The organism is Virgibacillus sp. AGTR, from assembly GCF_016919725.2.
GTDB lineage: Bacteria > Bacillota > Bacilli > Bacillales > Amphibacillaceae > Virgibacillus > Virgibacillus salarius.
Genome location: NZ_JAJERH010000009.1, coordinates 1 through 16,185 on the forward strand (window position 1 = coordinate 1; position 16,185 = coordinate 16,185).

At 36.8% G+C, this 16,185-nt stretch carries 14 protein-coding genes; 5 read left to right on the forward strand and 9 right to left on the reverse strand.

From position 1 onward, the window contains the following. Positions 1–103: 103 nt before the first annotated feature. The 4 genes from brnQ to JUJ52_RS06015 form a co-directional block, all read right to left on the reverse strand. The gene (gene brnQ / locus JUJ52_RS06000; RefSeq protein WP_026680318.1) at positions 104–1,459 is read right to left on the reverse strand and encodes a branched-chain amino acid transport system II carrier protein; all 1,356 of its coding nucleotides are present in this window, start codon (positions 1,457–1,459) and stop codon (positions 104–106) included. Between the two features lie 532 nt (positions 1,460–1,991). After that, positions 1,992–3,731, reverse strand: a complete 1,740-nt coding sequence (locus JUJ52_RS06005) for an ABC transporter ATP-binding protein (protein ID WP_205389469.1) — start codon at positions 3,729–3,731, stop codon at positions 1,992–1,994. 336 nt (positions 3,732–4,067) lie between these two features. Next, a complete protein-coding gene (locus JUJ52_RS06010; RefSeq protein WP_026680316.1) occupies positions 4,068–5,672 on the reverse strand; it encodes an ABC transporter permease in 1,605 nt (534 codons plus the stop codon). Next, on the reverse strand, positions 5,672–6,580 hold the full coding sequence (locus JUJ52_RS06015) for an ABC transporter ATP-binding protein (RefSeq protein ID WP_026680315.1): 909 nt from the start codon (positions 6,578–6,580) through the stop codon (positions 5,672–5,674). The genes JUJ52_RS06010 and JUJ52_RS06015 overlap by 1 nt, the downstream gene beginning before the upstream one ends. 154 nt (positions 6,581–6,734) lie before the next feature. Here JUJ52_RS06015 and JUJ52_RS06020 point away from each other — a divergent pair, with 154 nt between their 5' ends. After that, the gene (locus JUJ52_RS06020) at positions 6,735–7,322 is read left to right on the forward strand and encodes a TetR/AcrR family transcriptional regulator (RefSeq protein ID WP_026680314.1); all 588 of its coding nucleotides are present in this window, start codon (positions 6,735–6,737) and stop codon (positions 7,320–7,322) included. Positions 7,323–7,664: 342 nt separating this feature from the next. Here the strand turns inward: JUJ52_RS06020 and JUJ52_RS06025 are convergent, their stop codons facing one another. From JUJ52_RS06025 to JUJ52_RS06035, 3 genes are all read right to left on the reverse strand, one after another. Further along, entirely contained in the window at positions 7,665–8,264 is a 600-nt protein-coding gene (locus JUJ52_RS06025; RefSeq protein WP_026680313.1) for a TetR/AcrR family transcriptional regulator, read from the reverse strand. Continuing rightward, on the reverse strand, positions 8,261–8,434 hold the full coding sequence (locus JUJ52_RS06030) for a hypothetical protein (protein WP_161629263.1): 174 nt from the start codon (positions 8,432–8,434) through the stop codon (positions 8,261–8,263). The genes JUJ52_RS06025 and JUJ52_RS06030 overlap by 4 nt, the downstream gene beginning before the upstream one ends. Before the next feature lie 280 nt (positions 8,435–8,714). Continuing rightward, positions 8,715–9,149: a VOC family protein gene (locus JUJ52_RS06035; RefSeq protein WP_121604392.1), complete on the reverse strand. Its 435-nt coding sequence runs from the start codon at positions 9,147–9,149 to the stop codon at positions 8,715–8,717. A gap of 316 nt (positions 9,150–9,465) precedes the next feature. Here JUJ52_RS06035 and JUJ52_RS06040 point away from each other — a divergent pair, with 316 nt between their 5' ends. The 4 genes from JUJ52_RS06040 (at position 9,466) to JUJ52_RS06055 (ending at position 12,602) form a co-directional block, all read left to right on the forward strand. After that, complete coding sequence (locus tag JUJ52_RS06040) at positions 9,466–10,221, forward strand: GTP cyclohydrolase II (RefSeq protein ID WP_026680311.1); 756 nt, start codon at positions 9,466–9,468, stop codon at positions 10,219–10,221. Next, on the forward strand, positions 10,214–11,320 hold the full coding sequence (ribD, locus tag JUJ52_RS06045) for a bifunctional diaminohydroxyphosphoribosylaminopyrimidine deaminase/5-amino-6-(5-phosphoribosylamino)uracil reductase RibD (protein WP_121604391.1): 1,107 nt from the start codon (positions 10,214–10,216) through the stop codon (positions 11,318–11,320). The genes JUJ52_RS06040 and ribD overlap by 8 nt, the downstream gene beginning before the upstream one ends. Further along, positions 11,320–11,892, forward strand: a complete 573-nt coding sequence (locus tag JUJ52_RS06050; protein ID WP_026680309.1) for a 5' nucleotidase, NT5C type — start codon at positions 11,320–11,322, stop codon at positions 11,890–11,892. The genes ribD and JUJ52_RS06050 overlap by 1 nt, the downstream gene beginning before the upstream one ends. A 314-nt stretch (positions 11,893–12,206) precedes the next feature. Continuing rightward, positions 12,207–12,602 (forward strand): RidA family protein, encoded by a 396-nt coding sequence (locus tag JUJ52_RS06055; RefSeq protein WP_026680308.1) that lies wholly within the window; start codon positions 12,207–12,209, stop codon positions 12,600–12,602. 140 nt (positions 12,603–12,742) lie between these two features. Here JUJ52_RS06055 and cydC read toward each other — a convergent pair whose 3' ends face one another. Together cydC and cydD are read right to left on the reverse strand one after the other, a co-directional pair. Continuing rightward, entirely contained in the window at positions 12,743–14,455 is a 1,713-nt protein-coding gene (gene cydC / locus JUJ52_RS06060) for a thiol reductant ABC exporter subunit CydC (protein ID WP_121604390.1), read from the reverse strand. Continuing rightward, positions 14,452–16,185, reverse strand: a complete 1,734-nt coding sequence (gene cydD, locus JUJ52_RS06065) for a thiol reductant ABC exporter subunit CydD (RefSeq protein ID WP_205389468.1) — start codon at positions 16,183–16,185, stop codon at positions 14,452–14,454. The genes cydC and cydD overlap by 4 nt, the downstream gene beginning before the upstream one ends.

The window sequence follows — 16,185 nt, forward strand, 5'->3', positions numbered from 1 at the left end:
CAAAAAACGAAAGGATAATTATTTTAAATTAATTATCCTTTCGTTCTTTATTGTTTCTTCATTACATTTGTCTCCGTCTCTTAATCATACTTTATTTTTTCGATTATGCCTGAACAGTAGATGCTTTTTGCAATCGAAGAACAATGCCTGTAATAATTAGGACTATACATGCTGGGATTAGCCAGCCAAGACCTTCATTATATAACGGCAAAACTGTTTCGTAGAACGAAACAATGGGAATCATCCAGTTAAAGTAAGGAATACCTAATGATTCACAGAGCGATTTTAGTCCATCAATGCTACTGATTAAAAATGTTACTGCAATTACCGAAATGTAGACAGATCTTCCATGGTAAAACAAAGGTGACAAGAATGCTAATAACATTAAGACGATCGCTAATGGATATAGGAACATCAGTACAGGTATGGAATAAGTAATAATATTAGTAAGACCAAAATTAGCTATTACAAAAGTTATCACTGCAAAGAATACAACAAACTTTTTATAGCTTATCCTTGGAAATAATGAATGAAAATATTCTGAACAAGCAGTTGTTAACCCAATGCTTGTCGTTAAACAAGCTAATGTAATAACAAGCGCTAATAGAATCAATCCAAATGTTCCAAAATAATGTGTTGATGCACTACTCAATACAGGTCCACCATTATCAAATATTCCGTATATCTCTGTACTTGTAGCTCCTAAATAAGCAATTCCAACATATATCGCTCCTAATAAAACAATAGCAACAGAACCAGACCTGGCCGTAGCTCTCAATATTTCTCGTTTAGATGTAATTCCCAATGAACGAATAGCCTTAATCACGATAATTCCAAACACCAAGGAAGCAAGTGCATCCATTGTATTATAGCCCTCCAAAAATCCATTCAAAAAGGCACCATCTGCATATGCCTCCTGAGGAGTCTGTAAAGAACCCATTGGTTTGAAAATAACCATAGCAAGTAAAATCACAAGTAGTACCACAATGCCTGGCGCTAAAATCTTACCAACATAATCGACGATTTTTGCAGGATAAAGCGAAAAAAATAGGGTTATTGCAAAGAAAACGAGTGTAAAAATCATTAAACCACCTTGCTGGAATCCCTCGCTGATAAATGGTGAAATGCCAACATCAAATGCTACCGTTCCAGTTCTTGGTGCTGCAAAAAATGGTCCTATCGTTAGATATAATAGTGCGGTAAACATAACACCATAGATAGGATGAATTCTACCGGCCAAATCCTGAAGATTTTTGCTACCAGAAAAGCTCATAGCTAATATACCTAATAATGGTAAACCTACTCCAGTTATTAAAAACCCGATGACCGCTTGCCAAACATTAGCTCCAGCAAGTTGTCCAAGCTGAGCAGGAAATATTAAATTACCAGCTCCAAAGAATAATGCAAATAACATTACACCTATGGCGGCATAGTTTGAAAATGATAATTTTTCCCTCATATATATGTCCTCTCCTATATATGTCCTCTCCTAGAAGCAAATTTTAATGTAAATGCCTTCCATCTATATGCAATATATCAATGGTGTTAATCATACTATTTTTTTCTCTAACATGCAATATATTACCTGGAATTTTTTCATAATTTAGATATATAATGTACTCAAAGATTGAAATTGCTTGACTACATCGTATTTTGTAATCTTCGCAGTAGTAGCGTTTAACTTTTCACCATACTCTCGCACTAGCATTTTTAAATCTATGCTGGTTCAGATAGCCAAAACATAGCAATCTTAGAACAAAAGAACAAACGCCGGATTAGAAGCGTAGCGACTGGAGCGAGTCAACCGAGATAAAGGAATCACGGTGAGTTTGCTTGTAGATGATGACTTAGATTAGGGCGATTCGTGAAGTCGCCTGTTTCTGGGCGCTGGATCTGGACGCGGCTTAGACACGCCCATATTTACCCACATGGGCTAATTTTCTAATTTCCTAGACTATAAAAAAAGAGAGCGATGTTTTCGCTCTCCACGCTTAACGATCAGCTAATTGCTGTTCGGCAAACTCTCTATATAAGGCATGTTGCTCCATAAGCTCCTGATGATTACCTATGCCAGTTATTTTTCCTTTTTCAATGAATACAATTTTATCTGCATCAACAATTGTTGATAAGCGATGGGCAATAACAAAAGTCGTACGTCCCTTCATTAATCGCGTTAAAGCCTGTTGAACAATTCTTTCAGATTGGCTATCAAGACTTGCAGTAGCCTCATCCATCATTAATATCTTTGGATCTCTTAAAAAGGCACGGGCAATATTAATTCGTTGCCTCTGTCCACCTGATAGTTTTATTCCTCGTTCTCCTACTTTTGTATCTAACTGCTCGGGAAAATCAGCAATAAACTGATCTGCGTAAGCCATCGCAGTAACCGCCCAGAGCTGTCCATCCGATATATCTGATGCATTACTTAGGCCATAGGTTAAATTTTCTCTAATCGTTCCAGCCATCATTGCACTTTCCTGTGAGACATATCCGATCTGGCTACGCCAAGCTTCTAAGGATAAGTCCTGAATCGATGTATTACCAATTATTATTTCTCCTTCAGATGGCTGATAAAATCGTTCCAATAGCCCAAATAAAGTTGTCTTTCCTCCTCCACTAGGACCCGCAAAAGCTATCATTTCTCCAGGCTTTGCGGTGAAAGATATATTCTCTAACACCTGCTCGTTGTCATCATAGGCAAAGGTAACATTGTTTACATGAATCGTTTCATGTGTAATCTGCTTGTCAATCCCATTTTGACCAGCTTCTACCGATAGATCTAATATATCTATAATCCGTTCTGTCGCACCTTTTGCTTTTTGCAATTGAGTAAAGAACATAGCGAATGTCGTAATAGGCATTATAATTTGAAATAAATATAATAAAAACGCTACCAGCGACCCCGTTGACATCGTTCCATTTGCTACTCTTATCCCACCATAACCGATAATAATGACAACTACAGCCATAATAATTAAGTACATTAATGGACCAATTAGGGCAAATATTTTTGATTCTCTTAAGCCATATGAAAATAATTTGCCGATTCCCTGCACGCCTTTTTGTTCTTCAAAGGATTCAGCAGTAGACGACTTCATTAAGCGAATCTCACTTAGAGTTTGTTGGATATTTCCTGTAAACATTGCTGTTTCATCTTGTAGACTACGGGAAATCTTCGCCATTTTACTGCCCAAAGGCATCATAAGTAAGATGGTAATTGGAACAGCAATTAACATCATGAGTGTCATTTTCCAATCCATAATTAGTAGAATAGCAACTGCACCAATAATAGATATCAATCCACTAATAAATTGTGGAAAATGCTGTGAAATCAAATCTTTTACTATACCTGTATCATTAACAACGCGACTTACCGATTCTCCACTATTCGTCTTATCAAAATAGCTAACTGGCATCCGAATCAGCTTCATCCACATTTGTTCCCTTAGACGAGCAACAATTCGCTGTCCTACTGCTGTAAGTAAATACGTTGATATGCCATCAATGACTGCTTGTAAAATAAATACAAGCCCAATAGCCACAATCAATAGCATACTCATTGATTCGATAGAGAACCCATCCACTAGTTCTCTAGTTAGCAAAGGAATACTCAATCCGACAAGTGTAGTAATTATACTTCCGATTAAGCCTATTGTAAGTGCAAGTCTTGGAATATTCGTAGATATAATTAAAGATATAAATGGCTTTATCCCGTTTCGCTGTTTACCCATTACCTTGACCCCTATCATAAATACATTCCATATATTCTTTTATTATAAAGGAAAACAGGAATTAATACACCGTCCACCCACGAATAAAGTGAAACTTCTGCGTGGAATGTATCGCTGCTTAGGCATTCCTTATCCGGCTGGAACAACACGAGTCCGAAGATCCCTTGGTAACGTATGTTTCTTTACTAAGTTAGCTGAGGCAATGGACGCGGAAAAAAGTATATGTTCATGTTTCTGCGATAATACTCCTATTGATACTTCGCTTTCCGTGGAGAAGGCTTCGGCAACGATACATCACACAACGTATCCACATTTTTTTTATCTTTCGGCTTTTAATTAACCCTCTATATCCCGTTTCTGATAGCCTATAAAACCAATGGTGGTGCATGCAAAAGCTATTACCGTCAATATGAAAATGGCCATTATATTCATGTCCTCTACTGGTATTTGTGGTACATGACCAAATGGGGAAAGGTTGCTCATCCAATCGGGAAATTGCATTAAATTACCTAAATAAACTACAATAAACGAATAAATTAAGTAACCCCATATCCAACTACTCCCATTAGGGAACAGTCCAATAAGCAATACTGTAAAACCAATCATTACCCACATGGCAGGTAGATAGACCATTGCTGCACGATAAACAACTCCTAAATCGATTCCTCCATCAATGGAGGCTGTTGCTAAAGACCATAGTCCAATTGCCGCTAATGAAAGCATCCCAAATGAAACAAGCATCGCTATCACCCATGAACTACCTATTAAACGAGTACGCGAAATAGCCCGACTTAATAAATGCTCCGTGCGCCCCTTCTTCTCTTCCCCCATTAACTTTAGTATTGCCATTAACGTTGGAATGGTACTCATCATAGCAAGGACACTCATCAGCATGGTAATAAACTGTTCCGTAAGCGAAAATCCCTCCACTGGGGTTAACATTTGCTTCATCATTTCCACATCCTCAAAGAACGTATCTAAATCCCCCAGAACAGAACCATATGATGCTCCAATTACAAACATACCAATTGCCCATGCGATTAAGCCAGTACGTTGAAGTCGAAATATTAATCCGAATGGACTTTGTAAAAAGAAGGATGCACGCCTCTTTCCTGGTTTAGCAGGAAGAAAACCAGAGTCTAAGTCCCTTATCGCATTTAAATAAAGTGCCAATATACATAGTATAAACGATACACCAACTGTCAATAGAATGGGCCACCAATAATTATTAACATAAACCTGTGTACCTAAAATCCACCCTAACGGTGAGACCCATGATAATGCTTCACTACTAACGTCACCAATAGCACGTAGCATATAGGAAGTTCCTAATACGAAAAAAGAAAAACCAATTACACCACGAGAGTTTTCGGACAGTTGTGCAAAAACTGCTGTTATGGCTGTGAAAAAGAAACCAGCTGCTCCTAAGCCAGCTCCATATAACAAAGACCCTGCTAAGTCCATACTTTCTATTCCCAATGATGCTAGACCAAAGCCAATAATAAGCGCTAGTAAAAAATTCGTCATAAAAACTACACTAAGTGTGGCAAGCAAATTAGATAACCGTCCAGTCGGAAGGGAACGGACCATCTCTATGCGGCCTTCTTCCTCATCTGCTCGAGTATGTCGTGCTACCAAAAGAATGCTCATAATTGCTACTGTTATCGCTGTAAATAAAAGCATCTGATGTGCCATCATAGCTCCAAATGTATAATCTTCTAACCCATATCCTTTTCCCACCATGGCTGTCATTGCTGGATTTAACATTGTTTCAGCTATTGCTTGACGATCTGCCTTTGTTGCGTATAGATCAGTAAAAGAAATGGCAATCATCAACGTTACAGTTACTAATGAAAGCATCCAGACAGAGATACGCAACCGATCACGACGGAGGAGAAAGCGTAACAGTCTTCCTGTATTTTTTGTGAATTGGCCAGCCATTACACCGCACCTCCTGCTCCTATATTCGATTTACCTTCATAATGTCTCATAAATAAATCTTCTAATGTCGGTGGAGCACTTTCTAATTTTACAATGCCAAATTGACTAATATAACGAATAACGGCATCCAACTCCTCCGTATCAACTTGAAAGGATATTTCACTCCCTTGCTCTTCAATGGCATGAACACCCTTTACTTCATCAAGGGAAGCAATGGACTGTTTGGTAGCAACTAACAAATTGGTACGTGTTAAATGGCGCATTTCACTTAGTGAGCCAGATTCTATAATTTCTCCTTGTCGAATAATACCAACACGATCACAAAGCCTTTCCACCTCAGATAAAATATGGCTAGAAAGCAGAACACTCTTCCCTGCATGCTTTTCTTCTAATATACAAGATTGAAATACCTGTTCCATTAATGGATCAAGCCCCGATGTCGGCTCATCTAAAATATATAAGTCTGCATCAGAAGAAAATGCGGCAACCAAAGCAACCTTTTGCCTATTCCCTTTTGAATACGTACGACATTTTTTAGTTGGGTCCAATTCAAACCGCTTAATTAGTTCTTCTCTACGATTTTTATTATTGCCACCGCGAAGTTTAACAAACAGATCAATAACCTCTCCACCCGTTAAGTTTGGCCACAAGTTCACATCACCTGGAACATAAGCAATTCGCTTATGGATTTCTACAGCCTCTGACCATGCATCCTTCCCAAAAATCTGTACGTTGCCTTTCGTTGCCTTTAATATTCCTAATAATATGCGAATCGTTGTTGACTTCCCAGCTCCATTCGGCCCAATAAATCCGTAGACTTCTCCTTCATTAACTTCTATATTTACACCATCTAGCGCCATAAACTTACCAAATTTCTTTGTTAAATTCGATGTTTTCAATACAGGCATTCTTCTTCCTCCCTTACCCTTCTCTCGAATTATGAAATATTTTAACTTATATATTTCATAATATATATTTAAAACCTCTTTTGCAATAACTTATGAAATATATTTATTGTTTTATTACATATTTTTTATTAAACTTAAAATGAGGTGAGATTAGTTGGACGGTTTTAAACGAAGACGGGAGTTAAAAAAATCACATATTTTAGAGGCGGCCTTAAGTTTATTTATGGATTTCGGTGTACAAAAAGTCGCTATTAAGGAAATAGCTACAAAAGCAAATGTATCTCAGGTAACGATTTATAATTATTTTGGCAGCAAGGATAACCTTGTCCAAGAAGTAATTAAACATTATATAAATAAAGCATGGTGGGAATTTGAAGAATTATTTAACAGCGATTTACCTTTCCATGAAAAAATAAAGGGGATTATTTTTGCGAAAAAGGAAACAGCCCAGCATATACATTCTAATTTCTATGACGTCATTATGAAAGAATATGCAGCTGGAACTAGTTATGTTGAAGAGTTGTATCAAAAAAAGGCACTGCCTAAAATGATGGCTTTATTTGATGAAGGAAGGCGTGACGGATTTATCGATCCTAACCTATCAAATGAGTCACTTCTAATGTATTTACAAATATTTAAAGAAGCTATGCAGCGTGAGGATATCTATAAACAAATACTGCCGATGACCGAGGATATTGTAAAAATCTTGTTTTATGGAATTGTTGGAAAAGGGGAATCTTGATTTTTTTGAGATGCAGCCAGAGCTAAGGCAGCCCTGTGCACTAAATAGATTATACTCACATATAAAGTGAAACTTCAATCAGTGGGGGTTTTGTTTATCCCCCCAAATATTCACTTTATTACTTGAAGTGTGGGACTTACTGTCAGTTATATGCGGGAGAACTAGAAAGAAAAAGATGTTTGAAACGTATAGAATAAAAAGGATGGTCCGTCTACTCTTACGGAAAAAGTGACGGATCCTTTTCTAAATTTCAGTAATAATTCTTGAGAAACGTTTTTTGACAACCTGAAGGAAATCCATTCTTTCCTACTACCTCCAATAATATTCTTAAAAAGAGAAGGTTTACGAAGTCCCATACTGCAGCTTAAATCCCTCAACGAAATATGAAATTACTTTCATTATTTCATCCAACGAACCCTCGTGCTCTGGCATTTGAGCAATCCATAATGCAGATTCATTTAATGCACCTGATAAAGAGTGGGTCATCGCTTCCACTGAAACTGGCTTGAAGCAATTACTTCTTTGCATAAGGTCAAGTTGTTCATGTAACAATCGCATCGAGCTTTGTCTATCCATCGATCGCCAAACTTCCCAACCTACAACTGCCGGACCATCAATGAGTAATATTCGTTTATTTTGAAGTTCAACAGCAGCTGTTACAAATGCTTTACACCCTAATAATAGTTGCTCCCACAAATCATCACTTTTTCTAGCATCTCGTTCGATTTGATCAGCAACCTCTTTTTGTACTGTAATTAATACTGCTTCAAACAGACCTTGCTTATTTTTAAAGTGATGATATAAAGCACCACGAGTTAGATTTGCTTCCTTTGCAATTTCCTCTAAAGAAGCACCTTCATATCCATGCTTAGTAAAGTGTTTTCTCCCAACTTCGATCAAGTTGTGTATTGTGTTCATTGCTTCTTCTTTATTTCTTCTCATTCGTTATTTACTCCCATCCTTCTCCGTTCAATCTGTATTTTCTCTTTCTCAACAAGCATGATAGCCTGTTGATCATTTTGTTTTCTTAATAAAACGTAATCCATGTTATAAAAACCACTTAAAATGAGCTTTATTTCTACCTTTTCTTCTTGAGCTTGAAGCCAATCCATACCATCTATTTTTCTTTTGTTAAATCATTAATATTTGCCACAGACTTTCTAACATATAAAGAAGGATCGTTAATCAGAAGTTCCAATAAACATAAATTATTCAATGGATTACCAATATTGGTTTCAATTTAATGGTTGAAGTGAGGGTCTTACTACCAGTTATATGCGGGATAAATAACTGTTCTTCAAATAATGGGGAGTACGGTTTGATCAAATCAGTCAGACGCTTGGCTAAATCACTGGAAAATGAATATTTTAAAGCAATTGTATGAACATCCTTTCACTCTTCATTCCATATCTGTTGCTTATACAGTTTCGTCTCTTCTGCAGAAGGAGGAATGACTGTTATTACATCAATTAATATACCATTTGGGTCTTCTGTAATAAAATGTCTTTGCCCAAATTCTTCGTCACGGAGTTCCTGTATCAATGGAAGTTTTAACTCAGTAATAAGCCTGTCATAAATAATATCTACATCCACTACCTCAAAATTTAAAATTATTCCCTGTACAGATTTTCGATATTCCTCTGGAATTGTTGTGTGGGTAGCATTTAATATGGCTAATTCATACGTTAGTGAATTCGAAACCCGTTTTAAACTAGTATACCAATCTGCTTCGTACACCACCTCAAAATTAAAATAGTTTTGGTAATAGGTGGAACTTATCTCCACTTGATCTGTCATGATAACTGGATAAAAACTCGATACCCGCATAAACATCCTCCTATATCATTTTTTTACATCTTAACATACATACAGTATGTATGTAAACGAGAAATAAAGTGAACCTTCAAAATTAATAAAATACTATTTTTATCCCAATCGGAAGAAAATATAGTACATACTATATGTTAGTAACAGGTCTAACGTATTAATAAACGACGTGCTTTACCTCCGTATCGTTTATCTGATCTAGGTTCTCCTATACCAAGTAAATTTCTCAAATATACTGGATAACATTAAAAGAACGAAAAATTGATGATATCCGTTTTTTTCATTATACTTAGTGGAAATGAAAGGAGATTACAAAATGGAACAAATAAAGCTTAAATCTGACGTTTTTTCTATTTTGAAGGATAAAATTCAACTCATACAAAAGAATGAACGTGCTATATATTTAGTTGGACCAATTCAACTACCTGTAAATCTAGATGGAGAGACAACTGTATTCCAGTGGTATTGCTGGCTAAATTATGATCAAATTACAGAGGACTATGAAGAAATCATTAAAAAATTAGCTTCCTCTAATTTGGCTGACTTCCAACAATCCAGTGTTTTAGTATATGGGGATTTCGCTAATGCTGAAAATGCCTTAATTCGTATGCATTCCATCTGTCATACTGGCGATATTTTTGGAAGCAAACGCTGTGATTGTGGCTTTCAATTAAAGGAATCCATGAAGCGAATTAAAGAAAATGGTGCAGGCGCACTATTCTACTTATCGAACCATGAAGGAAGAGGAATTGGCTTATTTAGTAAAGCAATGGCTTACCTCCTTCAAGAAAACGGCTATGATACCGTTGAAGCCAATGAAGCTCTTGGTTTTGTTAATGACTCTAGAGATTATGATGACGCTATTCTAGTCTTGAAAAAATTACGTAACAAATCAGTTACCTTAATTACAAATAACCCGAAAAAGCTTGAAGCGTTAGAAAAAGCTGGGCTACCAGTCTCAGGGAGAACCCCATTATGGGGTGATGTTTCTGAATACAACCGTAAATACTTACAAACGAAAGTGACAAAGTCAGGGCATTTGCAAGCAGAGGGGAATTGCTTCAATGACTAATCATGAATTTTATATGGATATTGCATTAAACAACGCCCGAGCTACGAAAGGACAAACGGACCCAAACCCTCTAGTGGGGTCCGTCATTGTTAATCATAATCGAATAGTTGGCCTAGGCACGCATTTGCAAGCTGGGGAGCCACATGCGGAAATTCATGCATTGCGAATGGCTGGAGAGCAGGCAAGGGGTGGAACGATTTATGTTACACTTGAACCATGCTCACACCATGGTCGAACAGGTCCTTGTGCCGAAGCAATTGTACAAGCAGGGATTAAAAAGGTTGTTATTGCAACCCTAGATCCAAATCCAATTGTTTCTGGAAATGGAGTTTCTATTTTAAAAAAAGCAGGTATCGAAGTGGAAATCGGTATTCGTGAAGCAGAAGCAATTAAAATGAACGAAGTATTTAATACGTATATTGTACAAAAGAGACCTTTTATTACTTTGAAAACTGGAATCACTTTAGATGGAAAAGTTGCTAGTCATACGCTTAGCAGTAAATGGATTACATCTGAAGAAGCCAGGAAGGATGTTCATCAACTACGAACCGAACATATGGCGATTCTTACAGGAATAAATACCGTATTAAAGGATAATCCCGCGCTAACAGCAAGGATTCCAAATGGTCGTAACCCTCTAAGAATTGTTATGGATTCTTCCTTGAGAATTCCTTTAGATTATCAGATTGTTCAGGATAAGCAGGCAAACACTTGGATTTTTACAACCAAAAATCATGATAGACATAAGCGAAAAGAATTAGAAGGATTTGGTGTTACTGTTATTAACACAGGCGATTCAACCGTTGTTGATCCAGGGAAAGTCATAACATATCTAGGGGAACATGGTATATCATCATTACTAATTGAAGCTGGAGGAGTAATCAATGCCTCCTTTATTGAAAATAGATTGGTAGATAAAACGATTATTTATATGGCTCCAAAATTAATCGGTGGAAAACATGCTCCAACTTTTCTTGAAGGGACTGGCATAGATAAGATGGAACATGCAATTGAACTGAAGGATATAGAAATAACACAGATTGGTAAAGACTTTAAATGGACGGGATATCCTGCCTACAGGGATATGAGGGATGTATAATGAACTTTGGATTTGATATTGATGATACGTTACTTAATTTACGAGAACATGCCTTTAACTTGTATAGAGAGAAATTAAATAAACATGTACCTATTAAGGAATTCTATCGTTTAACCAGGGTAGAAATTCACGAACCTTTTGGACTTACAGATAAAGAAGGAAAAGAATTGTGGAGAAGCTCGTTAGAATCTATTTATTATACGGATTGTCCTATCTTTCCAGGAGCATTAGAAACAGTAAAATGGCTTAAGCGTGAGGGACATGATATATATTATATTACCGCCCGTCCTTCTCAACATGGCGAACGAACAAAAAAATGGTTAAGCGAACGTGATTTCCCTATCGATGATGGTAACTTTTATTATGGAATGAAGGATCATGAAAAAATAACCATCATTAACGAATTAAATCTCGATTACTACGTAGATGACAAGCCAACTGTCCTTAAGACATTGTTAGATAGTGACACAACGCTTCTATTAAAAGATCAGTCCTATAATAGGAATTTTACAGAGGCTATTCGACTATATGATTGGTACGAATTGAAGGAGTTATTGGATACACTACCGTAAATTTATACGAGGTACACTCACTGTCGCTATAACGCTTTTTTACATTGATCGTGATGAAAAAAAATGATAAAATTCATTTAGAAGATTGATCAATAATTAATTATACATTTCGATTACGATATAGCAAACATCGAACTTGTCAGTAAAGAAAGGAGTATGCATATTATGAAGAAAAGATCACTTGAATTTTTATCTTTAGGATATGGATACTCTACTGCTGTTTTTTTCTAAGATACATTTCCTAGGGTGGAGTGTGTCTAAATGCCTTTTAGAGAAAACTGCAGATACTAATAAACATGACGAGGTCGATAAAAATGAAAAATAAAATAACTAGAAAAAACCCAGCAAACATGCCGGAACCAGTCGGTAATTACACTCATATAACCAAAATACCTAGGAACTCGGAACTTTATGTAAGCTCCGGACAGGTCGGAGTAGATCAGAATGGTTCATTCCCAGAAAGTTTGAACGCACAGATTAACAATACATTTCATAACATTAAAACATTACTAGAATCTGAACAGCTAGAAGCAAATAATATTATAAAAGTAAATGTTTGGGCAACTGAAAAAATTGATTGGGATTACCTGTATTCCGAATGGGGAGAATTATTCGGTAACAATTACCCTGCAATGACTATCGGGTACATTACAGAATTAGGTTTGCCAGAAATAAAAATAGAACTAGAAATTTGGGCAGCTAAAGTATAAAAATAACGACACACTTCATTCTTGCGAACCCCCTTTTGAAGAATTATCTCAAAAGAGGGTTCCTTTTATATTAAACTATAAAGGATCATCTCATTAATCATTATTACAAAAGGGTGATCCGAAACTAGTACGAGATACTGCTATAACAAATTCCTCTCTAATTCTTTCATTTCATAGAAGTATCCACGCTTATCCATTAGCTCCGTAAAGGTTCCTTTTTCTACTACTCGTCCTTGATCCATCACAATGATTTGATCCATACGTTCCATACCAGTTAAACGATGACTGATCAAAACAACTGTATCATCTGCTGCTTGTTGAAAAAGGTGGTTATATACAATCTGCTCTGTTACAGCATCAAGTGAAGAAGTAGGTTCATCCAACAACCAAAAACATCCCCTTTTAAGCATTGCTCTTGCAATTGCTAATCGTTGTTTCTCTCCGCCAGATAAATTTTCTCCTTTTTCAAATACATGACTATCTAAATCAAAATGATCTAATTGAACTTTCTTAAGCATGGCATGCATCTCATTCTCTGTTACTCCATCATTCGCTAATTGCAGATTATCTCTAATCGTACCATAAAAGAAATGATTTTCTTGGAGAACGACACTTGCAGCCTCCCAGATACTCTCCTGTTGGATCTGGTCGAAATTCGTATTATTCATGGATAGTTTACCTGTATCTGTCGTGACCAACTTTAATAGTAGCTGTAGTATGGTTGATTTTCCGGAACCACTTGGACCAACTATTGCTGTTTTGGAACCAGCTGAAAGCTGCAAATCTACTTCATGTACAGCTGGTCGCCCTTCATTTAAAAACGTATAGGATACACCTTTCATGTTGATAGTAGGTGCAGTTACGATTTGCTGAAATAAACTTGATTCCACCATTTTTTTATCCTTTTTCTCAACTATAGAAAATAATCGATTCGCTGCTCGTCTACTATCATTAAAATGAATCGGAAATACAGCCATGGGTGATACATCTTCAAATACAGTAATAGAAAGCATAACCAACATAGCTAATAACACACCATCTAACTGTCCTTGCCCAATCAAATAGGCGCCAACAGCCAAAACGCTCCACGTTACCAGTAATGAAACAAAATTATTAATTGACTGATTATACAAGGTGTTAATCCCCTCATGCTCCTGTTCCATGATATAAGTATTAGATGTCTCTAAAAGTTGATTTCGCTTATTATCCATTTGCTGATAAATTTTCAAATCACGAAATCCATACAGAAACTCGGTTACTTCTGTTGATAACTTTGCTCGCTCATCTCGTACTTGGCTGTTGATTGTTTGTTGACGTATAGCAAAAATAGCAGGTATTACAACTGCTGTGAGTAATAGTCCAATGAACAGAATAATGGCTATATGGATAGAGTAAAAGCATGTAAAGAAAATTGTGCTAAGAAACACGAGCCCTAAAACAATTGGTGGGTAGACCACACGCAGGAAGAAATTTTGTAGACTCTCTACATCCCCAACAATTCTTGCCAAAAGATCCCCACTACGATACTTATTAAATATACCCGGTGCTAATGGCTCTAATTTTTGATAAAAAGTCATTCTCAAATTACTAAGCATCGTAAATGTACCCCGATGGGAAACAAACCGTTCTCCATATCTACTGAACGCTCGAATAAAACTAAGCAATTTTACAGAAGCAATCAGAATCATTAACGTATAAAACGGCGGCTGTAATGCTGCTTTTGAAATTAAATATCCGCTAGCCGAGAACAGTAATACCGTAGCTAGACCAGCAATAAACCCTAAAAAAATGGAAAGGAGAATATCTCTTTTTTCCTTCATCATAAGCCTGGTCACAATTACTAGATCTCTCATTCAGCCTTCCCTCCCCGTTGTACAGATACCATTGTTCGGTATCCGGGAACCGTTTGTACTAATTGTTCATGTGTTCCTTCTGCAATAAGCATTCCATCATCAAGAAACAGGATCTTATCCGCATCTTTAATCGTGTGCAATCGATGAGCTACTGTAATAATCGTGGCGGTTCTCGCAAGCTTTTCAATGGAAGACTGCAAGATTCGTTCTGTCTTTAAATCTAATCCAACGGTCGGTTCATCAAATAGTACAATAGATGGTTGCTTTAAAAAGGCTCTTGCTAAGGCTAGACGTTGCTTTTCTCCCCCAGACAAGCCTCTTCCACCTTCTCCTACTACTGTGTCATAGCCATGCTCAAATGAAGCGATTGTATCCGAAATACCTGCCTGTTCTGCTGCTTCTTCTATTTCTTGTTTTGTTGGTTGTTGATGGTTACTTCCAATAGCAATATTATCTGTAATTGTCCCCGAAAAAATATATGGATCCTGTGAAATATAGCTAAGTCTATGAAACCAGTCTTCCTCTTTATATTTAGTTAAAGGCACACCATCAATAGCTATACCACCTCCGTGCGTTGGGATAATACCTGCAATCATATGCAAGAGCGTCGTCTTTCCAGATCCTGTTTTACCAACAATCGCATTCTTGGTTATTGGTGAAAAGCTTGTATTAATTTGTCTTAATGCAAATTGATCTTCTCCATATTGAAAGCCCGCATTTATTAATTCCAGTTTTACTGGGATATCTGTTTTCGGAATCGGCTTATCTCCCCAGTGAACAGCTGGTCCATCCACTAACTCTTCTTCAATTTTTCTTATAGCTCCCATACTGCTTCTTCCATTATGGAAAGCCGTTCCTAGCTCACGTAGTGCTGTGAAAAATTCAGGAGCTAGTACGAGCACGTAAAATGCCGTAAAAAAAGATATTCCATCAAAAATAATTAGTTGCAGCGCAACTTCCAATGCGATGATCCCGATTGCCAACATAGAAATCAGCTCTAACATAAAAGATGATGCAAAGGCTACTTTTAAAATATCCATCGTAGCATCCCGAAACCCTAAACTGCTTTGTTGAATAGCTTCTTTTTGCTGCTTAGCTTTGCCAAATAATTTTAGAGTAACAAGACCTTGAAGCGTGTCTAAAAACCGACCTGAAAATACAGCCAATTTCTCCATTTGTTCTTCTGACTTTTTCTTTGTTTGCATCCCAATTATAACCATGAATAATGGGATAAATGGGAATGTAATAAGCATAATTAAACCAGTATTTACATGCTGGGTAAATACAACTATTAATATCATAACTGGAATAATTGAAGAGCGAATCACTTGAGGGATATATTGACTAAAATAGCTATCTATCTCATCAGTGGCGTCCATGGTGACACTAACCTTTTGACCTGCCTGCCCCTTAAGTGAAGCCTGAACAGGGTTTTCTGTATAATTCGCAAGCAATATATATCGAAAATATCTTTTTGCATTTGCTCCCAGTCGAACACCGACCCTACCGCTCAGGTAAGTAAACATAGTCCTTACGAAGAGAATGATGAGTAATCCTCCCAATAATGGGAGGATTTCTCGAAAGGTTAGATCATCCAGAAAGACACCATCGATTATGCTGACGAGTAGATAAGCTTGTCCAATAATTGCTCCACCCGTTATGAAAGCAAACACCAATAAATAGATCATGCTAAATTTTTTGCTATTTAAAAATTCTTTTACATCGCGCAT